22 protein-coding genes are annotated in these 22500 nt (G+C 68.6%); 16 read left to right on the forward strand and 6 right to left on the reverse strand.

Translation table 11 applies throughout. The features are described from left to right. Window positions 1–500 precede the first annotated feature (500 nt). Window positions 501–2210 carry an aminotransferase class V-fold PLP-dependent enzyme gene (locus ACH34R_RS28795; protein ID WP_397564665.1) on the forward strand — a complete coding sequence of 570 codons (1710 nt, stop codon included), beginning with the start codon at window positions 501–503 and terminating at the stop codon, window positions 2208–2210. Between the two features lie 358 nt (window positions 2211–2568). Here the strand turns inward: ACH34R_RS28795 and ACH34R_RS28800 are convergent, their stop codons facing one another. Continuing rightward, entirely contained in the window at window positions 2569–2982 is a 414-nt protein-coding gene (locus tag ACH34R_RS28800) for a hypothetical protein (RefSeq protein ID WP_397564666.1), read from the reverse strand. A gap of 272 nt (window positions 2983–3254) precedes the next feature. Here ACH34R_RS28800 and ACH34R_RS28805 point away from each other — a divergent pair, with 272 nt between their 5' ends. Together ACH34R_RS28805 and ACH34R_RS28810 are read left to right on the forward strand one after the other, a co-directional pair. Next, window positions 3255–3884 (forward strand): cadmium resistance transporter, encoded by a 630-nt coding sequence (locus ACH34R_RS28805; RefSeq protein ID WP_397564667.1) that lies wholly within the window; start codon window positions 3255–3257, stop codon window positions 3882–3884. Between the two features lie 163 nt (window positions 3885–4047). Further along, window positions 4048–4425: a hypothetical protein gene (locus ACH34R_RS28810; RefSeq protein ID WP_397564668.1), complete on the forward strand. Its 378-nt coding sequence runs from the start codon at window positions 4048–4050 to the stop codon at window positions 4423–4425. 160 nt (window positions 4426–4585) lie between these two features. On the opposite strand, the gene ACH34R_RS28815 is transcribed toward ACH34R_RS28810, so the two are convergent. Then, entirely contained in the window at window positions 4586–5896 is a 1311-nt protein-coding gene (locus ACH34R_RS28815; protein WP_397564669.1) for a hypothetical protein, read from the reverse strand. A gap of 60 nt (window positions 5897–5956) precedes the next feature. Here ACH34R_RS28815 and ACH34R_RS28820 point away from each other — a divergent pair, with 60 nt between their 5' ends. Beyond that, window positions 5957–6535, forward strand: coding sequence for a helix-turn-helix domain-containing protein (locus ACH34R_RS28820; RefSeq protein ID WP_397564670.1), 579 nt, complete (start codon window positions 5957–5959; stop codon window positions 6533–6535). Between the two features lie 267 nt (window positions 6536–6802). Beyond that, on the forward strand, window positions 6803–7450 hold the full coding sequence (locus ACH34R_RS28825; protein ID WP_397564671.1) for a DUF6461 domain-containing protein: 648 nt from the start codon (window positions 6803–6805) through the stop codon (window positions 7448–7450). 71 nt (window positions 7451–7521) lie between these two features. Here the strand turns inward: ACH34R_RS28825 and ACH34R_RS28830 are convergent, their stop codons facing one another. Continuing rightward, window positions 7522–8241, reverse strand: a complete 720-nt coding sequence (locus ACH34R_RS28830; RefSeq protein WP_397564672.1) for a DUF3238 domain-containing protein — start codon at window positions 8239–8241, stop codon at window positions 7522–7524. A gap of 617 nt (window positions 8242–8858) precedes the next feature. Between ACH34R_RS28830 and ACH34R_RS28835 the strand changes: the two genes are divergently transcribed. Together ACH34R_RS28835 and ACH34R_RS28840 are read left to right on the forward strand one after the other, a co-directional pair. Next, window positions 8859–11756 carry a BTAD domain-containing putative transcriptional regulator gene (locus ACH34R_RS28835; protein ID WP_397564673.1) on the forward strand — a complete coding sequence of 966 codons (2898 nt, stop codon included), beginning with the start codon at window positions 8859–8861 and terminating at the stop codon, window positions 11754–11756. Window positions 11757–12080: 324 nt separating this feature from the next. Beyond that, window positions 12081–12950 (forward strand): TIGR03619 family F420-dependent LLM class oxidoreductase, encoded by an 870-nt coding sequence (locus tag ACH34R_RS28840; RefSeq protein ID WP_397564674.1) that lies wholly within the window; start codon window positions 12081–12083, stop codon window positions 12948–12950. Between the two features lie 36 nt (window positions 12951–12986). Here the strand turns inward: ACH34R_RS28840 and ACH34R_RS28845 are convergent, their stop codons facing one another. Further along, window positions 12987–13730 carry a carbon-nitrogen hydrolase family protein gene (locus ACH34R_RS28845; protein ID WP_397564675.1) on the reverse strand — a complete coding sequence of 248 codons (744 nt, stop codon included), beginning with the start codon at window positions 13728–13730 and terminating at the stop codon, window positions 12987–12989. A 183-nt stretch (window positions 13731–13913) separates the two neighbouring features. On the opposite strand from ACH34R_RS28845, the gene ACH34R_RS28850 reads away from it, so the two are divergent. From ACH34R_RS28850 to ACH34R_RS28865, 4 genes are all read left to right on the forward strand, one after another. Beyond that, entirely contained in the window at window positions 13914–14243 is a 330-nt protein-coding gene (locus ACH34R_RS28850) for a PadR family transcriptional regulator (protein WP_397564676.1), read from the forward strand. A 67-nt stretch (window positions 14244–14310) separates the two neighbouring features. Beyond that, a complete protein-coding gene (locus ACH34R_RS28855) occupies window positions 14311–14511 on the forward strand; it encodes a hypothetical protein (RefSeq protein ID WP_397564677.1) in 201 nt (66 codons plus the stop codon). A gap of 248 nt (window positions 14512–14759) precedes the next feature. Continuing rightward, window positions 14760–15989 (forward strand): serine hydrolase domain-containing protein, encoded by a 1230-nt coding sequence (locus ACH34R_RS28860; RefSeq protein WP_397564678.1) that lies wholly within the window; start codon window positions 14760–14762, stop codon window positions 15987–15989. A 253-nt stretch (window positions 15990–16242) separates the two neighbouring features. Beyond that, window positions 16243–16857, forward strand: coding sequence for a transglutaminase domain-containing protein (locus tag ACH34R_RS28865; protein ID WP_397564679.1), 615 nt, complete (start codon window positions 16243–16245; stop codon window positions 16855–16857). Window positions 16858–16872: 15 nt separating this feature from the next. Here the strand turns inward: ACH34R_RS28865 and ACH34R_RS28870 are convergent, their stop codons facing one another. Next, entirely contained in the window at window positions 16873–17088 is a 216-nt protein-coding gene (locus ACH34R_RS28870) for a DUF397 domain-containing protein (protein ID WP_397564680.1), read from the reverse strand. 25 nt (window positions 17089–17113) lie between these two features. Beyond that, window positions 17114–17974, reverse strand: coding sequence for a helix-turn-helix domain-containing protein (locus ACH34R_RS28875; RefSeq protein ID WP_397564681.1), 861 nt, complete (start codon window positions 17972–17974; stop codon window positions 17114–17116). A 259-nt stretch (window positions 17975–18233) separates the two neighbouring features. Here ACH34R_RS28875 and ACH34R_RS28880 point away from each other — a divergent pair, with 259 nt between their 5' ends. The 5 genes from ACH34R_RS28880 (at window position 18234) to ACH34R_RS28900 (ending at window position 22470) form a co-directional block, all read left to right on the forward strand. Then, a complete protein-coding gene (locus ACH34R_RS28880; protein ID WP_397564682.1) occupies window positions 18234–18653 on the forward strand; it encodes an ATP-binding protein in 420 nt (139 codons plus the stop codon). A 198-nt stretch (window positions 18654–18851) separates the two neighbouring features. Then, window positions 18852–19247, forward strand: a complete 396-nt coding sequence (locus ACH34R_RS28885) for a hypothetical protein (RefSeq protein ID WP_397564683.1) — start codon at window positions 18852–18854, stop codon at window positions 19245–19247. A gap of 741 nt (window positions 19248–19988) precedes the next feature. Continuing rightward, window positions 19989–20924 (forward strand): transporter substrate-binding domain-containing protein, encoded by a 936-nt coding sequence (locus tag ACH34R_RS28890; RefSeq protein WP_397564684.1) that lies wholly within the window; start codon window positions 19989–19991, stop codon window positions 20922–20924. Then, the gene (locus ACH34R_RS28895; RefSeq protein WP_397564685.1) at window positions 20921–21709 is read left to right on the forward strand and encodes an amino acid ABC transporter permease; all 789 of its coding nucleotides are present in this window, start codon (window positions 20921–20923) and stop codon (window positions 21707–21709) included. The genes ACH34R_RS28890 and ACH34R_RS28895 overlap by 4 nt, the downstream gene beginning before the upstream one ends. Further along, on the forward strand, window positions 21706–22470 hold the full coding sequence (locus ACH34R_RS28900; protein WP_397564686.1) for an amino acid ABC transporter ATP-binding protein: 765 nt from the start codon (window positions 21706–21708) through the stop codon (window positions 22468–22470). The genes ACH34R_RS28895 and ACH34R_RS28900 overlap by 4 nt, the downstream gene beginning before the upstream one ends. Window positions 22471–22500 lie beyond the last annotated feature (30 nt).

Here is a 22500-nt window from a genome sequence, read left to right on the forward strand (position 1 = left end):
AGTACGACCGGCGGTCAACAGCGCGCTTGTGGGGAACCGGCTCTGAGTGGTACCTGACCGCCCGGAACCCTTTGGGCCTCCTGGACTGAGGGTGCGACGAGGTTCAGCGTCCATGCCTCGGGCCAGGCCGGGAGCCGAAACGGACAGGCGGTGGTGAGGGGGCCGAAGTGTCTGCATCGACATAGGCTCGCTACTGATGGTCGGCCCGATTTGTGAAGGATTGAACGCTGTGGCGACGCTGCCACCTCTTCATCCACTCCCCCTCCCGCGCTGACGACCGCAAGCCGTGGGCCCGTGATCCGCAAATCCACTCGGTCGCCGGCCCGACCCTGCACTATGACCCAATCCCACGTTTCATCCCATACCAAAGGCCGCCAAGCGGCCATGTTCTGGCAAGGATCGGGGTAGTAAACAAACAGGAAGGGCCGTCCAAACAACCCGTCATCAAAGGTTCCCAGGGGGACGTGATGGGGTCATCACCTCGCGCATCCGATCCGACGGTGTCCGTGCCGGTCCCGCAGGAGCATTCGCTCATGCAGCGGGTCCGTGAGGCGATCATCGGAAACGGCGAGGTGATCTGGGGCGCCTACGGCGCGCGGCGTATCACCTACGCCGACTATTCGGCCAGCGGCCGGGCGGTCTCCTTCATCGAGGATTTCATCCGTGACGAAGTGCTGCCCTGGTACGCGAACACGCACACAGAGTCCTCAGGGACCGGCCTGCGGACCACGCGTCTGCGCGAGGACGCGCGCCAGGTGGTGAGGGACGCCGTCGGCGGTGACGACGAGACCGTGGTCATCTTCACCGGGTCGGGGGCCACGGGGGCCATCGACAAGCTGATCGGCATCTTGGGGCTGCGCCTGCCGGCCGGGCTCGACGACGCCTACCGGCTCACCGAGGCGATCCCGCCCGCCGAGCGGCCCGTGGTGTTCATCGGCCCGTTCGAGCACCACTCCAACGAACTCCCCTGGCGGGAGACGATCGCCGACGTCGTCACCATCCCTGAGGACCGCGACGGGCGCATCTCGGTGGCGGCGCTGGGGGAGGCGTTGCGCGCGTACGCCGGACGTCCGCTGCGGATCGGCTCGTTCTCGGCCGCCTCCAACGTCACCGGCATCGTCACCGACACCGACGCCGTCTCTGCCCTGCTGCACTCCCACGGCGCCCTCGCCATGTGGGACTTCGCCGCCGCCGCGCCGCACGCCGACGTCGAGATGTACGGCGGGGGCGGCGATCCGCGCGCCTACAAGGACGCGGTGTTCATCTCGCCGCACAAGTTCGTCGGCGGCCCGGGTACGCCGGGCGTGCTGGTCGTGCGCAGGGAACTGCTGCACAACCGGGTGCCCGCCGTGCCCGGCGGCGGCACCGTCGACTACGTCAACCCGCACGAGCACCACTACGTCACCGATTCGGCGCGGCGCGAGGAGGGCGGCACTCCGGCGATCGTGGAGTCGATCCGCGCCGGTCTGGTGTTCGGGCTCAAGCAGGCCGTGGGGCCGGGCCTGATACGCGAACAGGAGCAGGACTACCTGCGCCGGGCCATCGCCTCGTGGCGCGCCGAGCCCGACATCGAGATCCTGGGCAACCTCGATGTCGAGCGGCTGTCCATCGTCTCGTTCCTGGTGCGCCGGCCCGGCGGCCGGTACTTGCACCACAACTTCGTGGTGACCCTGCTGAACGACCTCTTCGGGATCCAGGCCCGGGGCGGCTGCTCGTGCGCGGGGCCGTACGGGCACCGGCTGCTCGGGATCGACCTGGACCGCTCGCACCGGTTCGAGCGGGAGATCACGGCCGGGTGCGAGGGGATCAAGCCCGGCTGGGTACGAATCGGGTTCAACTACACCCTTTCCGAGGCGGAGTTCCGGTACATCGTGCGGGCGGTGCACCTGATCGCCGCGTATGGGCGGGCGCTGCTTCCCGAGTATCGGTTCGACGCGCGCAGCGCGCTGTGGTGGCACAAGTCCGGGGCGGCCGAGCCGCCGCCGGGGTTACCCGAGCTGCGGTACGGCGCGGACGGTTCGCTGTGCCATCCGCGCCGCCACGCGCGGGTGCCGGAGAGCGCGCTGGCCGGCTACCTCGACGAGGCCGAAACGCTGTTCGGCGCGGCCGGCGCGGGTTTCCGTGCCGAGCACTGGGCCGAAGCGCACGTCTCGGCGGATTTCGATGCACTGCGCTGGTTCGAGCTGCCCGCCGAATGCCTCACCGCCTGACAGTGCGCCCACCGCCCTCGTTCGCTTGTCCGGTACGGCAAGCCCAGGCGACGGCGGTCGGTCATGCCGGGCCGGTTCGCGCCGATGGTGGGCACGAACCGGCCCGGGACATGACACGGCCGCCGGCCGGGTGGCGGTTCGGGTCGTACGGCAAGCCCACGGCGAACGCCCGCTATCGCGAACCACGCCCTGGTGGCCAGAGTTTCGCGGGTGGTCGTGGCCGCTCAGCCGTTCCAGCACGGGCCATCAGAGCCGGACGGCCGGCGATCCGTCGGGCCGGGCTGTGGCCGGATCAAAGGGCGTTCCCCAGAGCGGGGGCGGCGGCGTGCCTCGCGGGTGGACGGGTGTGGACCTAGAGTCAGGATCGCCCTTCCTTCCAACCACTACACTTGCCGTCCTCGAGGCAGGCCCGGATCTCCACGATCCGACCCTCTTTGATGGGAATTCGCTTCTTGTTGCAGGGCGGCTTGGACCCGTTGTTGTCTTTTCGCTTCTTGATGATGTCCAAGCTGCGAATCCGGTACGTGCCTGTCACGCCCTTGCCGTCGGCCCTGACGTCACACACGATGAACAGCTCAGGGTCGCGGAATTTGAAGCTGGCGTAGCCGGCCAGCCTGCCATGCTTGTCGAACACGGGGGCATAGGCGTCCTGACCTGCTGAAGATGCTGCCGCCCTCGCGTTGAACGAGGTACCGGCACCTGCCGATCCGGTGGTGAGGCCGGCCAAGACGAGGGCGGTGAAGACCGCCGTGGCCACCGTCAATGGTCGCATTTCTCACTCCTTTCGGTTTGGTCGCGGGACTTGCGGCGTTGACCGCCGACAATAGGAGAAAGTCTCGCCTCTCCTTGCACAAAAGCAGCACACGCAAGAGAAAGCCCACCCGGGTAGCCGCTGTTCCAGGTCGGGCAGCCCTGGAAGGCCGTCGCGGTCGCTGATGAGCGGACGGACCTTGAAGGCGTCGCCCGGCATGAGTACGTTCGGGGGATTTGAGCCGGTCGGGAGGAGGGTGGCGGGGAGCAGCAGGGCGAGGGAGTATCACCCACGTGAACTTGGGCGTCATTGGACAGGCCACCGGCCTCTTCGCTGTGACCAATATCGACGACATCCTCATCCTGGCCCTGTTCTTCGCCCAGAGCGCCGGTCGGCGAGGGGCCGCCGTGCGTATCGTGGCGGGTCAGTACGTCGGGTTCGTCGGAATCGTGGTGGTGGCCGTGGCGGCGGCGTTCGGTGCCACGTTCCTGCCCGCCCAGGCCGTCCCGTACCTGGGCCTGCTGCCGCTCGCGCTGGGCGTGAAGGCGGCCTGGCAGGCATGGCAGGCATGGCAGGCATGGCGGTCCTCGCGAGAGCGCCGCGACGACACGGGCGAAGCGCCCGCCATCCGGCGTCCGGACGGGCCCAGGGCCTTTGAGGTGGCCGCGGTCACCTTCGCCAACGGCGGTGACAATATCGGGGTCTACGTCCCGGTCTTCGCCACCGCCGGGGTCGGCGCAACGACCCTCTACGTCACCGTGTTCCTGGCCCTGGTCGGCATCTGGTGCCTGGCCGGGCGCTACTTCGCCACCCGGCCGTTCGTCGCCACGACCCTCAGCCGCTGCGGGCACATTCTGCTGCCGTTGGTCCTGGTCGGCGTCGGCGTGCTCATCCTCGTCGAAGGCGGCGTCATCGGCCTCTGAGGAGAATCGGCATCGCTTCGGCCGGCGGGCTGCGATACGTGGTGCCGGGCGTGCTTGCGACCGCAATGCTATGGTCCGGCCATGACTCAAGAGCGATCAACGGGACCGACCGGCTTCCAGTAGTGCGCCAGGAGATACCTGGCGGTGCTACCCAGGGAGCCTCATGTCCCGCACTGCCCATCACATCGATCGCCCGACTCTCGGCCAGGGGACCCCATGGCGATCGGTGACGATAGTTGATCTCCGTTACAGTGCCGCATGCCTGCAACAGGCACGGCAGACCGGTCACCGGCCACGCCCGATGTCCCTCCGCCACAAGGTCGACGTCTACTCCTGGGCCAGGTCCGATCCGCGCGATCAGTCGGTGTCGGAGTGGGCCGACATTGAGGAGCGCCGGGCACGCCAACGCCTGCGCCTCAGGCTCGAAGCCATCCGTCAGAGAGTCAACGCCACAACCGATGGTTCTCGCGCGGTCGAAGCCATCGATGATCTCGAAGTCCACCCCGCACGGCACCGTCGCAACGCCATCTGGCTCTACTGAGGCCAGATCCGGATGCTATCGGCCCCGACGGCCATCCCACCGGCCTGGGCGAGGTGTTCATGCACTACGGCCACATCTGGAAGGTCGGCACCGGCCGTCGGCGGAGATCTCGACCGGTGCCGCGCAGCCATGCGAGAACGCTTCCAACAGGCGATCCGCCTTAGTGTGGCCGCTCCCGGCCCGCGTCCTGGCCGACACGTTGGCCGGCCGTTCGGTCCCACTTCAGCAGCCACTCGGCGACATCGGCGACCACCTGCGGGTCGACGTGCTGTGCTCGTGCGTAGTCGGCGGGCGTGGACGGGCCGGTGCCGGGGAAGAACAGGTGATCGTCAGCGTCGTAGACGCGGATCGTGACATCTGGCCGGTGGCCCAGTCCCGCCTTCCAGCGTGTGAGGTCGTCCTGGACGGTCACCTGGTAGTCTCGGCCGCCCTGGAGGATGAGCATCGGCCGGTCCAGCGATGCCGCCGTGGCCACCGGATCGTATCCGCGCAGGTCCAGCCAGTAGGAGCCCGGCCACAGGCCGAAGGGCAGATCCGCTGCCGGGGTGGCGGGGGACAGGTCCGGGCTGTCGGCCAGCGCGGCCTGCCGCGTCACGGTCTCCAGTAGTTCCGCCATCTGGGGGTCGCCGCTCATCGACGCCAGATGGCCCGCCACCCGCACGGCGGCCCGGTGTATCGGCTCGGTGTCACCCGCCATGATCACCAACCCGGCCACCGACGGCTCCGCCGCCGCGACCCGCGGTGCGACCTTGCCTCCCATGCTGTGCCCGGCCACGAAGACCCGCGTGGCGTCCACGCCTGGCAGGCTCTGGAGGAGGCGGGCCGCCGCGACCGCGTGCGGTACGTACTCCTCGGCCATGGTGAACTCCTTGAGTTCGGCCACCTGGGCGGCGTGCGCGTAGGTCACCTTGTCGAACCGCACCACCGCCACGCCCCGGCCGGCCAGGCCCCACGCCAGGTCCTTGAGCGGCTTGTTCGGCCCGCTGGTGGCGTCGCGGTCGAACGGCCCTCCACCGCTGAGCAGCACCACGCCAGGCCACGGGCCGCGCCCTCGCGGCAGGCTCAGCGTCCCGGGCACGGCCGGCGACCCGGAGCCGAGCGTGATCTCCTGTTCCTCGAAGGCGTCCGGGTGGGCGTAGGGCGGCGCCTCCCAGGCCCCGGCCGTGAATTGCAGGCCGCTCAGCAGCCCGGCGTCGTCCAGCGACATCACCACCGTGAACCCGCCACGCTCGCCGGTCACCGCCACGCTCACCCGGCCCGCCCATGGGCCGCCGGGCTCGATCACCGGTTCGCCGACAGCCGAGATCGGTCCTGTCCTGGCCAGCTCGGCGTCCCACGCCTGCTGTAGCGCCGTCGCCGAGACCAGCGCCCGCAACGGCGGCGCGAAACGGTCCGCCACGTCACTGAAGCGTTGTTCGTCCAGCATGCGGGCCACTGCCTGCCCGATCGCGACCGGATCGGTCACCGTCATGGCTCACCCCTACCTTTCTCATTCTTTGCGAAAGGTAGCACACCATGAGATCGTAGTGGCGTGGACGCTTTGGAACTGCTCGGACATCCGGTACGGCTGCGCATCGTCCACGCGATGCGCGGGGGGCACACCATGACCACCGCCCAGGTATGCGAGCGCATCTCCGACGTCTCCAAGGCCACCGTCTACCGGCACATCGACCTTCTCGCCGCCGGAGGAATCCTGGAGGTGGCCGACGAACAACGGGTCAGGGGAGCCGTGGAACGCCACTACCGGCTTCGCCATGACCGAGCCACGATCGGCCCCGACGTCATCGACTCACTGACCCTCGACGACCACAGGCGCGGCTTCGCGGTCGCCATGGCCGCCCTCATCGCCGAGTTCAACGCCTACCTTGAGCGCGACCACGCCGACCCGGCGGCCGACCTCGTCGGCTACCGCCAGCACGCCATCTGGCTCAGCCGGGACGAACTGCTGGAGATGATCGGCCGAATGCGGGAGGCGATCGCACCCAAGCTGGCGAACCCGCCGACACCGGAGCGCAGCCAGTACATGCTCAGTCCGGTCCTGTTCCCACTGGAGGAGGCCGCCCGCCCTCTCCACGACGAGGTGAGTCGGCACCAGGGGGAGGTGCGCTGACGTCAGCCGGCCGTGTTCGTCCGCGCCACCGCGAATCCCGGGGACGGCCGTAGCTCCGGTCCTGGCGGACGGCCACCTCAGAGCAACTTGGTGAATCGGACAACTCTCGGGAGTTCTTCGAGAATCTGAGCGGAGGCGTCCAGGACGTGATCGCCAAGGAGGACAAGGTGGCCGTGCCGGCGGGTCAGGGCCGCGCCGCAAGCCGGTGGGCCGCCGGGGGCCGGACACTTACTTCTATCCTCCTGTCCGGGAGGGGCGTCTCACGGGATGTCCATCATTGGAGAGGCGGCCATGCGGTCACGGACCTACCTGCACGACCTTCTGGTCTCGACGATCTTCACCGAGGGACTCGACGCCGAGATGGACCTGTGGGCGCTGGGGTTCAGCGCCATCTGGATCAAGGGCGCGGACCTCGGCGCGCTTGCCACGGAATGGCACATGGACCCCGCGACCCGGACCCCGTGCCACCTGAGCGAAATCCTTGATCGCAACATCGACGACGGATCGAACTGGGTGGCCGAGGTCAACGGCTGGATCGGCATCGTGCCCGGACACGCCGACGGGGAGCGGGTGCGCAGGGCCAGCGAAGGCGGCCGGGAGGCCCTGGGGGTCCGGATGGACATCAACGGTCATGCGTACTTCGAGTACGCCCGCGACGGGCGCATGCTCGTCTCCTTCGAGCCGACCTTCCCGGAGCGGCGGTATGGCGACGATCCGCACGCGCTCGATCACCTGATGGCCGGGCTGCGGTTCCAGCTCAGCGAGGAGGGCGGCCGAGACGACTGGGTGGAGGAGGATGAGAGCGTCAGTTCGGCGTTGGCGCTGATCGGGCGGTATACGGAGACCGACATCGCCACCGACTGGATTCAGGCGCGGCACTACTCCTTCAGGCCCGCAACTGACCTTTCGTCCTGAATCCCGGCGCGGGTGCCCATGGGTGACGGGCCCATGGGCACCCGCAGCCGACCGGGCGGTCGCGCTCCTGGTCAGGGACGCCACCTACCGGAAGCCTTCAGCTTCTCCTTCCGGCAGGGGAATGCGGCAAGACAATGGAAGCCTTTGTTCCACTTCAGGATCACGAATAGTGCGGGATTGGTGAAGTAGTCATGCCGTAAGTATGCTTCGTGGTGTGGGGCCTTGCGTCGTGCGCCGGAAACAGAGAATCTGCCGTCCCGGTAGAGGGTCACCTTGAGGTTGTACTTGATGCCGCCGACATTGCAGTAGGGGTTCTGGGCCCAGTGCTTGATCTCGAATGACGCCTTGGTGGTGCTCACCTTCAGGTCCACGAACTTCATGTTCTTCGTGGAAGCCGTCTCGGACCCCAGGTACTTCCCACGCTTGTTGTAGATCCTCGTCGGCATTACCTGGCGTAGCAGTTCATATTCTCGCCTGGTCCAGTCGACCCTTATCTGCATGCGTGTCCGGAAGCTCGCCGTCTTGCTGCTGAAATTTCGGTTGTCACCGCCGAACTTCCGGCCGCCCATCGTGCAGGGGAAACCGGGGGCGAACTTGTCCCTGATAAAGGTTCGGTAGGTGAACCATGTCCTTTTGGCCAGCCGTGCCGAGCCGGCGGCGGGTCTCGTGGTGGAGAGGAAGGCCGTGGTGGGTGCCGCGGGCTTGGTGGTGGCCGGTGCCTGGCCCGGGGTGAGAGTGATCGCCAGGGTGAGGCCGGTGGCGACCGCCAGCGTTCTGCCAGTGCGTTTCAAGAGAGTGACTCTTCTTGGGTGAGGGGGATCCGGTTCAGGACCTTGCGGATGCCCATCGGCTGCAGGGCAGGCGTTGGACGCATACGCGGATCTTCACTGGCACTCCCTCCCTTATCCTGGGGCTCCTCTTGGCGCAGCGCACCCCGCGTCCCTTGTTGTCGACCCGTATGGGCAAGAAGATGTGGCCGGGCGACCTGATGTGGCCCGTCACGCTTCTGTGGTCGTTCAAAGGGTCGCAGACGATCACCCGATTTCCCCTGTGACGGAACCACATAGAGCCGACCACTTTGCCTCGGTAGCGCACCTCGACGTAGGCGTCCCGCCCTCGGGCCGTCGCTGCCCGGCTCGTCGCCGTGGGGTCCGCCGTCACGCCGGGTGAGGTGCCGGCCTTCGCCGTTCCGGCCGGGAGGCCGGCCATGACGACGGCGGCAAGGGTCGCCGCGGCCATCGTCGTAGCACGCATACTCGACTCCTTTCGATTCGCGTGTTCGGGGCTTGCGCGGCTTTGAGCACCGCTGACTCGAAGTCTCGTCCCTTCTTGCACACAATGCGGCACACGCACCAGTGATCGCCTGTACATTTGCGTCAGGCATCGCCCTCGTATCTCGGGATATGACATGAGCGTCGAATTTCGGATACTCGGCCCGATCGAAGTATGCGTTAACGGGCGTCCCATACGATTGGGGGGCCCTCGGCCCCGCGCCATTCTGGTGACCCTCCTTTTGCACGCCAACCGGCTCGTCCGCACTCACCGGGTGATCGATCAGGTATGGCCGGAAGCGCCTGATTCGGCCGCCTCGAATTTGCGTACCTACCTGAGCAGATTGCGTCGCGCCCTGTGCGTTCCCGGCGAGCCGGAATCCCGCCTCCGCACAGGCGCGGGCGGGTACCTGATCGAGGTACGGCCGGGCGAGCTGGACGCGGACGCCTTCATCGAGCAGGCCGAGGCCGGCGAGCGGGCCTCCACGATGAACGCCGCATGCGGGCACTTCGAGCGGGCGCTGCGCGGGTGGCGGGGCCGGCCGTTGGAGGACGTGCCGCTGGGGCCGGAACTCGCGGCCGAGGCGGCGCGGCTCGCCGAACGACGGGACGGGGTGCGGGAGCGCTACTTCGGGCTGCGGATCGAGATGGGGCAGCACGCTGAAGTACTGCCGGAGCTGAGGGCGTTCGTGGCGGGCGACCCGCTGCGTGAAGGCGCGGTGGGACTGCTCATGTCCGCGCTGGACGGGGCCGGGTGCCGGGCCGCGGCGCTGGAACTGTTCCACGCGACCAGGCGGCGGCTGATCGACGAACTGGGCGTGGAGCCCGGGGCCGACCTGCGGCGGCTGTTCCAGCGACTGCTGACGGGCGGGGCCGCGCCGGGCGGCGCCGTGTTCAGTGCGGCAGGGGAAAGGCCGGTTGGCGCGGTGCTCACCGGGTTGGGCGATGGCGCGGTGACGGGCCGGGTGGACGGGGCGGCCGGGCCTCGGTACCTGTTCGTCGGACGTGAGCGGGAGCTGCGGTCGATCACTCAGGGCGGCCGGTTCGTCGCGGTCGACGGGATGCCCGGGGTCGGCAAGACGGCGCTGGCCGTGGAGGCCGCGCGGCGGCTCCGCGCGCACGCCCGGATCGACCTGACCCTGTCGGTGGACCTCCACGGCTACGACCGGCATCGCCCGCCCGTCGACCCGGCGGTCGTACTGGACGAATGGCTGCGCCGCTTCGGCGCGCACGGGGATCGGTTGCAGCGGCTCGACGTCAGGGCGCTTCGGGCGGAGTTCTTGGACCGGCTGGCCGGTCGCCGGGTGCTCGTCCTGCTCGACAACGCCGCCGACGAGCGCCAGGTACTGCCCCTGATCGTCGACGGCCCCGGCTCACTCACGCTGGTGACCAGCCGGCGCCGGCTGACCGGACTGCCCGGTGCCGATCATGTGCGGCTGGAGGTGCTGGGCGGGGATGAGTCGGTACGGCTGCTGCGCGCGGCTGCGGGCGCGGACCGGATCGACGCCGAACCGGACACCGCCGCCGACATCGCCGAAACGGTCGGCCACCTGCCCCTCGCGCTGGGCCTGGTCGCCGGGCAGATCGCGGGTGGCCGCGGCTGGACACTGCACGACCATCTGGAACGGCTGCGCGCACACCGTGACCTCCTGCGTGTCGAGGCCCCTGTCGAGGCGGCCTTCGCGCTGTCGTATGAACGGCTGACGCCGGGATGCCGGCGGACGTTCCGGCTGCTGGCCCTGCACCCGGGGCGGCGGATCGACGACCTCGCCGCGGCGGCCCTGGCCGGCGTCTCGACGTCAGAGGCCGCCCGTGACCTGCGTGTCCTGCTCGGCGCCAACCTGCTGCGCCGGCCCGGACCCGACCACTGCGAGTTCCACGACCTGACCCGCCGCTTCGCGCTGCGGCAGGCCATCGACCGCGAGCCCGGCCACGCCCGCCAGGCCGCGCTGGGCCGGCTGCACGCCCACTACGCGCGGTCGGCGGCGCTCGCTATGGACCAGTACGCCCCCTATGAGAAGCATCGCCGCCCGGCCGTGTGCGGCGGGGGCGGGGCCGTTCAGTCGTTCGCCGATCGGCGGGCCGCGTCGGACTGGCTGGACACAGAACGCGCCAACCTTGTGGCCACCGCAGTCCAGGGGACGCCCGCCCAGGCGGCGCTGCTGTCCACACTGCTGTCCCGGTATCTCGATTCAGGCGGCCACTATCGCGACGCCAAGGCCGTGCACGCGCGGGCGGCGCAGGTCACGTGCGCGGGGGAGCGGGGGCGGGCGCTGGCCAGGCTCGCGGCCGTGCACTGGCGCACCGGCGACTACGGCGACGCCATCGACGTTCTGCACCGGGCGCTGACGGCGTTCCGGGCGGCGGGGGATCGGTTCGGGGAGGGGTACGCGCTGGGCAACCTCGGGATGGCGCAGCAGCACCTCGGGTGGCACGGCGAGGCGGACGGCAACCTGGTCCGATCCCTGGCGATCGCGCGGGAGCTGGCCGACCGGCCGGTGTGCGAAAAGGCCGACATCTGGTACGAACGGCAGGGGCGGCACTCCCGCGTACTCGGCCCCGATCACCGGACCCTGAACCTGGCCCGGCAGGTGGCCGCGATGGCGCGGCGCTTCGGCGACCGGCTCAGCGAGGCCAACGCGCTGGGGGACCTCGGGATCATGTTCCGGTTGCTGGGGGACCTGCCGCAGGCCCACGACCACCTGCACCAGGCGCTGACCATCACCCGCGAACTCGGCAACCAGCCCGGCGAGGCCGACCTGCTGAACGAGCTGGGCGAGACGGTGCGCGCGATGGGCGACCCCACGCGGGCGCTCGGTCACCATCAGGTCGCCGTGCTGCTGGCCGGCGAACTGTGTGACGACTATCGGCGGGCGTGCGCGCTGGACGGTGTCGCCCTTTGCCACCAGGCGCGGGGGGAGGGGGAGGAGGCGCGGGCGGCTTGGCGCAGGGCGCTGCGCCTGCACGAAGTCCTCGGCACGCCGGAGGCATCGACCATCCGCGAGCGGCTGCATGCTGAAAGCCGTTCGCCCTGATCAGGGAGTTCATGGTGCGGCGGGCCGGTCGCGCTGTGGGCGTGCTGCGGGGGTCCGTTGTGCTGTGGGGCCTGTACGGCAGGCATCGGTTCCACCGCCGCGCCGTGCTCGGTTGCGGTTTGGTTTCCACCGTTTCGCGTGGGTCATGGCCCTGCGCAGTTCCAGTGCCATCCACCGGAGCGCCTGACGTCACCCCACGATCCCCCGCGACCTGTGCCGCAGCGAACCCGCTTGCCTTGACGCCGATGTCAAGGTTCTACCTTGGGCGCAGCTCCAAGCACACCAGCGTTCGACCACCGCCCCCATCACGAGAGAAGAAACCGGATGAAGTTCGGCATCACCTACAGCACGCCCTACTACGGCGTCGATCCAGAGAAGATGACGAACTTCGCCAGGCTCGCGGAGGAGTGCGGCTTCGAGTCGTTCTACGTGCCCGAGCACGTCGTCCTGCACCCCGGTGCCACCGTCGGAGCGTTCGAGCTACCCCCCACCCTCCCCTACGCCGACCCCCTCGACTGCCTGACCTTCGTCGCCGCCAACACCAACCGAATCCTGCTCGGCACGGCGGTACTCCTCCTGCCCTACCACCACCCCGTGACGCTCGCCAAACGGCTGGCCACCATCGACGTCCTGTCCCGGGGCAGGATGCGGTTGCTGACCGTGGGCCTGGGCAGCCTGCCGCGCGAGGCACAAGCCATGGGAGTCGACTTCGCCGCGCGGGGGCGCAGGGCCGAGGAGGCGATCCGCGTACTCCGAGCGCTCTGGGCGGGTGGCGACGAGGGAGCGGACCACGACGGTGAGTTCTTCTCCTTCGAGGCGGTGTGCAGCTTCCCGAAACCCCTCAGCGTCACCACGCTGCCGGTCCACATCGGCGGATCGAGCCGGGCGGCGGCGCGGCGGGCGGGGCGGCTTGGCGACGGCTTCTTTCCCGGGGGTGCGCTGGCCGCGGAGGAGCGGGCCGCGCAGTGGGAGCTGGCCCGGGCGAGTGCGGCCGAGGCGGGACGTGATCCGGACGCGCTTGAGTACACCCGGTTCGGGTCGCTGGACATGCCTGTCGAGCGTGTCGAGGAACTGGCCGAGCAGGGGGTCACCCGCGTCGTCGTGAGCGCCGCCGCCACCGAACCGGACGACCAGCGCCGGGAACTGTCGGCGTTCGCCGAGCGGTTCGGACTGATTCCCGATGGTTCGTACTGATCCCTGGCGGTTCGTACTGATCTCGGCCTCGGTCCATCAGGTCAGGACCAGCTTGGTCACCACAAAGGCACCGGGAGCAGGACCGGCCTGGGTGACGAGGCGTCCGTCCGGTGACCAGACGCCCGAGCCGCCCGAGGTCACGGGGTACGCCGTGGTCGCCCCGGCGTAGCTGGCCACGGCCACCCACACCCCGAACTCCGCCGCGATCTGGGGCATACGCGCATCACGTTCCACCGCGCCCGCCGGGCTGAACAGCGCGCCGACGAGGTAGCCGTCGATGCCCAGGGCCGCGGTGTCGGCCGCGTGCTGGGGGATGCCCGAGTCGCGGCAGATCGCCAGGCCCAGTCGCCGGCCGCGGACCTCGATCGCGGCCGGGGACCGTCCGGGGGTGAAACGACGGCTCTCGGCTTCGCCCGGCCACATCTTCCGGTAGGCGACCCGCGCCGCCGTACCGTCAACGGCGATCATCGCGATGTACTCGCGGCCGTCCTCCTCGATCGGCGCGCCGGCCAGTGCCAGGGCGCCGGTGGCGGCGCATGCCTCGACGATGGGTCCGAGGGCGTCGTCATCGTTCGGGCTGATCGGTGGCGCGTCCAGTTCGTAGCCGGTCAGCGAGAGTTCGGGGAAAAGGACGATGTCGGTGCGGGCGGCCCGGATCATCTCGGCGTGAGCCGCGGCGTTGGCCGGGACGTCGGCGGGCGCGCAGGCGGGCTGCGCGACGGCAATGGTGATCACATCGCCCTGCTCGGAAAGAATGTCGCCCTCTTCGGAAAGAATCACGCCATCCTCCTCGGGAATCCGTCAGGACCACCACGATACGGGCAGGGCCGCCGCGCGGCACGGTCCGATCGCTCACTCACGGTCTCGTCCGTCAGCCCCGCTATTCAGTGTTGCTATGTACCGATGATCGGTGTACTGTCTACTACGTAGTCAGTGTCACTGAGTAGCTGGAGAGAGTGGCCCATGGGCAAACAGGCGACCGAGATGCTCAAGGGCACTCTGGAGGGCATCGTCCTGGCGATCCTGTCCGAACGGCCCGCCTATGGCTATGAGATCACGGCGTGGCTGCGAGATCAGGGTTTCTCTGATATCGCCGAGGGCACGATCTACGCGCTGCTGGTCAGGATCGAACAACGTGGCCTCGTCGATGTGGAGAAGGTCCCGTCCGACAAGGGCCCGCCGCGCAAGGTGTACTCCCTCAATGCGCAGGGACAGGAATACCTCCAAGAATTTTGGAGGACCTGGAGCTTCCTCGCAGAACGGCTCGAACGGCTCCGCATAGGAGGCAGGTGACCATGTCCGACGCTGACGAAAAGGGCAGCCTCGCAAAGGTGGTCGGCCCCAAGCGGCGCCGGCAGGAGTGCAAGGCGCTCGTGAGGCGACCTCGACCGACGGCGACCGCGATGCGGCGAGGTTCGACGACCTCGCCGACCTGTTCGAGCAGGCCGTGGCGGGCGGGACGCCGATCCGCCGGATCGCCGGAGAGAATCCGGTGAAGTTCGCCGAGGTGTTCGTCAAGAACTACACGGAGGGCGGCTACGTCCCCTCCCGCGCGCGTTAGCGGCCGGCCGACGCCATTAACCGCGCCACCGGCCAGGACGACAATACGGCCTGAGATCATCCCGGCACATAGTGCCGCCTGAAGCCGAGCAGCGCTTTCCCTGACTGCCCGGCGGTTCCTCTCTGCCGCTTTTCAGTGGCGACATCAAGACGGCGACAGCCGCCCCCCCGTGCATGGCCGATGAAAGCCCATGAGCATAACGCCGGGCGGGTTCCGCCCGACCGAACACCATTCTGAGGAGATTCATCATGGGAAAAGGCGACAACGGCTTCTCCGAAACAGGGCTGCGCAGACTGCGCGAGGTACTGGCCCGGCATGTCGAGTCCGGCAAGATTCCAGGGCTCGTCGCCCTGGTCAGCCGGGGCGGCGAGGCGCACGTCGAAGCGATCGGGACGATGCGCCATGACGGTGGCGCGCTGATGCGCCGGGACACGATCTTCCGGATGGCCTCGACGTCCAAGCCGGTCGCGGTGGCGGCGGCGATGGTCCTGGTGGACGAGTGCCGGCTGCGGCTGGACGAGCCGGTCGAGCCATGGCTGCCCGAACTCGCCGACCGCCGGGTGCTGAAGCGGGCCGACGGTCCGTTGGAGGACACGGTGCCGGCGCGGCGTCCGATCACCGTGAGGGACCTGCTCACCTCCACGTTCGGGCTCGGCGTGGACGTGACGATGGCGGGCACCCCGATCGGGGCCGCGATCTTCGAGCGGCAGGTCTACACGCAGGGCTCGCTGCCGACGCCCGAGCCGGACGAGTGGATGCGCCGCCTCGGCACGCTGCCGCTGATGTATCAACCTGGAGAGCGGTGGCAGTACCACATCAGCAACGACCTGCTTGGCGTGCTCGTCGCCAGGGTCACCGGCCGGCCGTTCGAGGAGTTCCTGCGCGAACGCATCTTCGAGCCGCTGGGGATGCGGGACACCGGTTTCCACGTGCCCGCCGCCAAGATCGACCGGCTGCCGCCCAGCTACGCGCCCGACCCGCAGACCGGCGAAATGAACATCTGGGACGAGGCCGTGGGCGGACGCTACAGTACGCCCCCGGCCTTCCAGTCGGGCGGCGGTGGGCTGGTCTCGACCGTCGATGACTATCACGCGTACTTCCGGATGCTGCTCAACGGAGGGAGGCACGGACGCCGGCGGATCCTGTCCCGGCCCTCGGTCGAGCTGATGACCACCAACCGCCTCCCGGCCGAGCAACTGGCCACCCGGGAATCCTGGGCCCGCGACTTCGTTCATATGTCATATGGCACGGGGCAGCACGGCGGCTGGGGCTTCGGGATGGCGGTGCGGACCTACCGTGGCGACTTCGCGCCGATCGGTCAGTTCGGCTGGGACGGTGGCACGGGGACCTCCACCTATGCCGACCCGGAAAACGGGCTCATCGGCATTCTGCTCACCCAGGTCGGGATGTCCACCCCGGATTCGGCGCGGGCCATGCACGACTTCTGGACCACGCTCTACCAGGTGATCGACGACTGACCTGGCGTTCGGCCCAGGGCTTTTCCGGTACGGCAGGTGGCCCACTGCCCGCCGCCCCAAACCGGCCACCGCCATTTCGCGATGCACAATGGAGGCCGGAGTCGAAAAGCCCATTGAATGGAGTGGTCTCGTGACCTCGCGATTACTCGGTCCCTGGTGTCGGCGGCGCGCAGGATCGGCGCTCCTGAGGCCGGTCCAAGGCGGTACTGCTCCCACACCGATCCTCAACCGGCACCATCCGCGCGTCCGTGAATTGGCGGCCTGCGCGGAGAAGACCGCCCGGCTCTCCGCACAGGCGAATGCGCACCCCTCCCAGCGCGACCTGCTGAAAACCGCGCACCGGCTGATCGGCGAGCGAATCCGCCCGGTGTACGCGGTGAACGACGAGCAACCCGTCTCGGTGACGCTCGCCCGTGGACGAGGCTCGTGCAGCCAGCGCATGGCCGTACTGGAGGCCGTGGCACGCGCACACGGCATTGCGACCCGAGTGCGCGGGCGAGTGATCGACGGGACGTTCTGGTATCCGCGTTTCCCACGGCTACGGGCCGTGGTCCCGGCCGATGTCATCCTGGCCTGGCCGGAGTTTCTGATCGACGGGGCCTGGGTGCCGATCTCCGACCTTTACGACGGCCTCTGCATGAGCACCGGCTTCGCCAACAGCGGCGCTGAAACCCTTTTCGAGGCCATCACCCGGACGGCGGTGGACTGGGACGGCGCTTCCGCGTCAAGCTGCGACCTGTCCGCCAATGTCCGCGCCGACCTGGGGTACTTCGACTCCCGAGACGAACTGTTCCGCGCACACGGCCAGACCCTGTGCCCACCCGCCCGCTGGCTGGCCGACCCCGTACTCGGCCGCCACTCTGCCTGAGAAGAAGGGGAAAGGTCAGCGATCAGCGACCAGCCTTGTGAATGCTCGCCACTCGTCGGGAGTAAAGATCAGGGCTGGTCCGTCGGGGTCTTTACTGTCGCGAACAGCGACGATGCCACGAAGGTCGGTGGCGACCTCCACGCAGGCTCCGCCGTTTCCACTACTCCGGGTGCTTTTGCGCCACGTGGCGCGGGACAGGGGCAGGTCCGTAAGCGGGGTTGTCGGGTCCATCGTCCACGCTCCATTCTCAGCGTGGCTAGCGGTCCAGTTCGCGAGCCACTTGCTCGATCAGGTCACGGGTCGCCTCGGTGGGTAGAGCCTCCACTCGCAGCCGTTCAAATATCAGCGTATACCGCTCGACTTCTGTGGGCCTCTCCAGGTAAATCGAACCGGTCGGGTACTCGATATAGACGACGTCGGAGTCCTCCGGCTCGAACGTGAGGATATGGAATCCGCTGACCATCGCGGGATGTGCGCCGATGCTGAAGGGGAGCACTTGCAGGGTGAGGTTGCGCAGGTGGGCCAGTTCCATGAGGCGGGCCAGTTGGGCACGCATCACCTTCGCTCCGCCCACGACGCGTCGAATGGCCGCCTCGTTCACGATCATGGATAGCTGTGGCGAGCCTTCGCCGGTCAGGAGCTCTTGGCGGGCCATCCGCACGGCGACTTGCTGCTCGATTTCCGCATCGGACGCACGGAGCTGAGCGGCCTGGTGAACGGCTCGCGCGTACTGTGCCGTCTGGAGCAGGCCAGGTACGAACTCGGCCTCATAGATCTGTAGTCCGGACGCCTCCGATTCGAGTCCGACATAGACCTCGAACCAGTCAGGGACAGCCTCCCCGAAAGCTTGCCACCAACCCCGTTGGCGAGCCTCCCGGGCAAGGGCGAGGAGGGGTTCTCGAAGTTCGGCGGCGACTTGCAGTACCTCCAGAAGAGCGCGTACATCGCTGAGGCGGAGCGACTGCTTGCCTGTCTCGACCCGGCTGAGCTTCGTAGCGTGCCAGTCGATCTCTGCTGCCACCTGATCGATCGTCAGCCCTCGCGCTTCGCGCAGTCGTCGGAACTCGGCTGCCAGTCGTCGCCTACGGACGGTCGGGCTGTGGCGGCTCAAGGTCATGCTGCCTCTCCTCCTGTGGGCATATCCGGGTAAATCGTTCATCGCCGAGTGCAGTTGCGCAGGTGCAGTTGCGCTGCTGCAGGCGTACATGCAAACTGGGGCCAGTGTTGCAGTCCGTAATGGCCTGCGTACTCAGCGGTGAACAACGCTTTGTAACGGTTCGGTCTCGGGCAATGGCGGTGGTTTACATGGGTGACCTCATGGACTCGTGTCCAACCCCTACTAGGGGCCGCTCCGTGTTGGGCGTAAGGCGGCGGGCATGATCGGCCCGGTGTTCCTGGGAAGACTGACGCTCCCGGCCGCCGTGCCCTCAGTGCAAGTCGCCCGAGGATTCGCGCGCGGTGTGCTGGAGGCCGGGGGGTATGGGGCCGCCGATGCTGTGTACTCGGCCACCCTGGTGGTCAGCGAGCTGGTGACCAACGCCGTTGTCCATGGGACTCGTGGGCTTGCGTATGGGCAGGTGACGGTGCGTATGACCGGCACCGATCAGCAGGTGCATGTGGAGGTCATCGACCAGGGCGCAGGGGTGCCGGGGCCGGTGGCGGGGGCCTTGGTCAGTGAGGCGGAGAGCGGGCGGGGGCTGGCACTGGTCGGGGTGCTGGCGGTCAAGTGGGGGGTGGCCGAGCGTCGCCGGGGGCGGGCGGTGTGGGCCGATCTTGAGCTGGCGCGGTCGGCGTGAACCGGGGGCCGCGGGGTGGGTCGTCCGGCCCGGTGGTGCCACGCTTTCGCGCCGGAACCGTTGCTGGCCAGCGGGGAACGCTGGGCGTACTGCTGCTGACGGCGCGGGATCACTGGGGGGTTCGCGGTGATGGTCAGGCGTGGCTGGTTCGACGACATATAGGAGGGAGGGCCGGTGGGCTGTGGTGAGGGGCTTCAGGTGGAACGGTCTGGGCTGGCGGGTGGGTGGCTGCGGTTCTGGGAGGGCGGGGACCGGACCGCCGGCGGGGTGCTGATCTCGCGGGTGGCGTTCGCCGAGTTCGTGATGGCGGTGCGGGCCGGGGCGATCGACCCGGTGGAGCGGTGGGGGCTGCTGGTGCTGTCGGTTGGGGACGCCGACCCGGAACGGCCGGGGGGGGGTGTTGACGACGGTGGAGTCCTGGCGGGCGTTCATCACCCGGGTGCATGCCGGGGCGTTCGACCGGTATGTGCGCATGTGAGGGCTCCGGCGAGGCTCCCGATCGCGCTCGCCGGTGAGCTTCTGAGCAGGTGGGAGGTGGTGGTTGATGGGCGCTGGCCGTTCGGGATCCTTCCTCTCCTGGGCGGCGTGATCTGAGTGATCGTCGCGGCCTCCCCGGTGCACCCCACGCCCGGGGAGGCGGCTCCGGTCGGCGGCCTGAGGTAGGTGCTGTACGGCATGCCCACCCAACCCGAGTGTCCGTATCCCGTGGCGGCCTGTGCCCGGTGTTTCGCGGGTGTCGTGGCCGCTCGCCGTTTCGGCACCGGCTTTCAAGCCACCCGTTGGTCGGTTTGGTGTCGATCAGGATCGCCTTGTTGGACTCGTCGGCAACGGTCGAGGTCCATGGGATCGCCGCGCCTATCGGCCCTGTGCTGGTGGGCGGTGGAGGCCAGATGCGCGGCCGAGGCGGTTCGGTGTTGGCGGCCTGGCTGAGGAGGCGACCGTCGTAGGAGTGTCTGAATGGATCGGCGTGGGACCTCGTCTTAGGGTTTGGCGATCGTCCGGCTGGGGGCGCGAGCGTCGGGCGGAGCCCGACCCTAGGAAACACGGCTGAGCGAAGCGAAGGCCATTGGGCCCCTATGGGCCGCGCCGCGGTGGTGGCGGTGGGGAGGACTGTACGTCGGAGCGTCCGTACTGCGCGGAATCAAGGCCGGCGGTTGTCCGTACTACGCGGCAGGGGACTCCAGAGCGGACATCGGTACCGGTTTTGACCAGGGCGAAGTCGGCCCCGGGGCCTCAGGGGCCGGGCCGGTAACTTTTTCGGATCCAATATTGATTCTCCAACTTGAAGCACCCTAACCTCACACTCCAACAGCAACAACCCTCATTGGAGCCAGGATGCGCAGCCGTCACCTGAGCATCGCGGCGATCTCCGCGACCGCCCTGTTCGCCATCTCCGCCTGCGGCGGGGCAGCCCAGGACACCTCTTCCACCACCGCCGACACCGCTCAGCGCGGCAGCAAGTCCGCCGGCAAGGTGGCGGCTCCCGCCAAGTTCACCGAAAAGGGCACGATCACCTACTGCTCGACCTTCACCAACCCGCCCCGCTCCTACACCGACAACGGCAAGCAGGTCGGGGCCGAGATCGAGCTGGGGGCCGCGCTGGCCGCGACGCTCGGGCTCAAGCACAAGTGGGTGCAGATCCGGGTGGACGGGCTGATCGCGGCGCTGCTCGGCGGCCAGTGCGACATGATCGTCAGTCAGCTCAAGATCGTGCCGGAGCGGGACAAGACCGCCTGGCAGTTGCCGTACTCGATCGCCGCCACCCAGCTCGTCGTGGCCAAGGGCAACCCCAAGCAGGTCAGTGACTTCGAGTCGCTGGCCGGCAAGAAGGTCGCCGCGCCCGACGGGACCGTCGCGCACGACCTGCTGGAGCAGATGAACAAGCGGTTCACCGCGAGCGGCAAGGCGCACATCCAGATCGTTCCGCTGGCCAGTACCACGGACCTGTTCCAGCAGGTCGCCGCCGGGGTGATCGACGCCGCGGCGACCACGTACTCGGCGAGTTCCTACTACATCGGCAAGGCCCCCGAACGCCTGGAGACCGCGGGGCCGCCGTGCCTGTCGGACGTCAAGGCGGGCGGCCGGATGGGATTCATGATCAACAAGCCCGACAAGGACCTCTACGACGCCATGGAGAAGGCCATGGACGCCGTCCGTGAGACCGGGGAGTACCAGGAGATCTTCCACAAGTACGCCCTGGACAAGGAGACCCTGGACGCCGCCGAGACGGCCAAGCCGGTGGCGTGCGTGCCGGAGGGGTCCGGCGCGTGAGCTTCGACTGGTCCTTCCTGTGGACCCACATGTTCGACCTGAGCCCGCACTACGGCGTGGGCCTGCAACGCACGCTGTTCATGGCGGTGATCTCGATGATCTTCGGGGTCATACTGGGCATGCTGGTGGCGCTGGCCAGGCTCTCCAAGATCCGGGTGATCAGCGGGCTGGCCGCCCTCTACGTGTGGCTGCTGCGCGGCGTGCCGGAACTGGTCATCCTCATTCTCCTCTACACCGGCCTGGCCGCCGCCGGCATCTTCCGCTTCAATGACATCACCGTCTTCGGCATGGTGCTGCCCGCCGCGATGCAGGCCGCCATCTTCGGCTTCTCCATCCGCGAGGGCGCCTACATGGGCGAGATCTTCCGCGGCGGCATCATGGCCGTGGACCGCGGCCAGGTCGAGGCGGCCAAGGCGCTCGGCATGAAGCGCATCGCCACGCTGCGGCGGATCATCCTGCCGCAGGCCATGCGGGTCGTCGTGCCGCCGATGGGCAACCAGTTCACCATCATGCTCAAGGCCACCTCGCTGGCCAGCGTGCTCGGCGTGCCCGAACTCCTGCTCACCACGCAGACCTTCGCCGCCGAGACCTTCCGGGTGTTCGAGCTGTTCATCGGCCTGGCCGTCAACTACCTGATCCTCACCACGGTCTGGACGTTCATCCAGTCCCTCATCGAGGCCCGGCTGGCGCGGCACGAGGCCGACACCACGACCGAGGGGCCGCTGGCCCGCGCCCGCCGCCACCTGTTCGGCGCCGCCGGCCCGGCCGGAAGGAGGGCCGCGTGAACAAGAGCGACGTGGTCATCGAGGTGCGCGGCGTCCACAAGTGGTACGGCGAGCTGCACGTCCTGCACGGGCTCGACCTGGACGTACACCGGGGCGAGGTGGTCTGCCTGATCGGTACGTCCGGTTCGGGGAAGAGCACGCTGCTGCGCACGATCAACCACCTGGAGACGATCCAGGAGGGCCGGATCACCGTCAACGGCCGCACGGTCGGCTACCGCGAGGAGAGCGGCAAGCCGGTCGCCGCCCGCGAGGACGTGATCGCCGAGGCCCGCGCGGGCATCGGCATGGTGTTCCAGAACTTCAACCTCTTCTGGCACATGACCCTGCTCCAGAACGTGATCGAGGCCCCGATCCAGGTACTCGGGCTGAACGCGGCCGAGGCCCGCGACCGGGGCAGGGAACTGCTCAAGCGCGTCGGCCTGGCCGACAAGGCCGACGTCTACCCGCGCAAACTGTCCGGCGGGCAGCAGCAGCGCGGGGCCATCGCCCGCGCGCTGGCCATGCGGCCGGACGTGATGCTCTTCGACGAACCGACCAGCGCCCTGGACCCGGAGACCACCGGCGAGGTGCTGACCGTCATGGAGGAACTCGCCGCCGACGGGATGACCATGATCGTCGCCTCGCACGAGATGGGCTTCGTGCGACGGGCCGCGCACCGCGTCGTGATGATGGAGCACGGCGTGATCGTCGAGGACCTGCCCGCCGCGCGGGTGGACGAGAGCACCGGCCGCGTCCGCGACTTCATCCAGAAGTTCCACTGAAACACCGAAGCCGTCCAAGAATGGGGGAAG

Source organism: Spongiactinospora sp. 9N601, from assembly GCF_044326295.1.
Classification (GTDB): Bacteria; Actinomycetota; Actinomycetes; order Streptosporangiales; family Streptosporangiaceae; genus Spongiactinospora; species Spongiactinospora gelatinilytica.

Excerpts from the sequence above, each read along its gene's own strand:
- ACH34R_RS28800 (WP_397564666.1), bottom strand. The coding sequence starts at position 2,982 with ATGCGACCATTGACGGTGGCCACGGCGGTCTTCACCGCCCTCGTCTTG.
- ACH34R_RS28810 (WP_397564668.1), top strand. The coding sequence starts at position 4,048 with ATGTCCCGCACTGCCCATCACATCGATCGCCCGACTCTCGGCCAGGGG.
- ACH34R_RS28815 (WP_397564669.1), bottom strand. The coding sequence starts at position 5,896 with ATGACGGTGACCGATCCGGTCGCGATCGGGCAGGCAGTGGCCCGCATG.
- ACH34R_RS28825 (WP_397564671.1), top strand. The coding sequence starts at position 6,803 with ATGTCCATCATTGGAGAGGCGGCCATGCGGTCACGGACCTACCTGCAC.
- ACH34R_RS28835 (WP_397564673.1), top strand. The coding sequence starts at position 8,859 with ATGAGCGTCGAATTTCGGATACTCGGCCCGATCGAAGTATGCGTTAAC.
- ACH34R_RS28840 (WP_397564674.1), top strand. The coding sequence starts at position 12,081 with ATGAAGTTCGGCATCACCTACAGCACGCCCTACTACGGCGTCGATCCA.
- ACH34R_RS28850 (WP_397564676.1), top strand. The coding sequence starts at position 13,914 with ATGGGCAAACAGGCGACCGAGATGCTCAAGGGCACTCTGGAGGGCATC.
- ACH34R_RS28860 (WP_397564678.1), top strand. The coding sequence starts at position 14,760 with ATGGGAAAAGGCGACAACGGCTTCTCCGAAACAGGGCTGCGCAGACTG.
- ACH34R_RS28870 (WP_397564680.1), bottom strand. The coding sequence starts at position 17,088 with ATGGACCCGACAACCCCGCTTACGGACCTGCCCCTGTCCCGCGCCACG.
- ACH34R_RS28875 (WP_397564681.1), bottom strand. The coding sequence starts at position 17,974 with ATGACCTTGAGCCGCCACAGCCCGACCGTCCGTAGGCGACGACTGGCA.
- ACH34R_RS28880 (WP_397564682.1), top strand. The coding sequence starts at position 18,234 with ATGATCGGCCCGGTGTTCCTGGGAAGACTGACGCTCCCGGCCGCCGTG.
- ACH34R_RS28890 (WP_397564684.1), top strand. The coding sequence starts at position 19,989 with ATGCGCAGCCGTCACCTGAGCATCGCGGCGATCTCCGCGACCGCCCTG.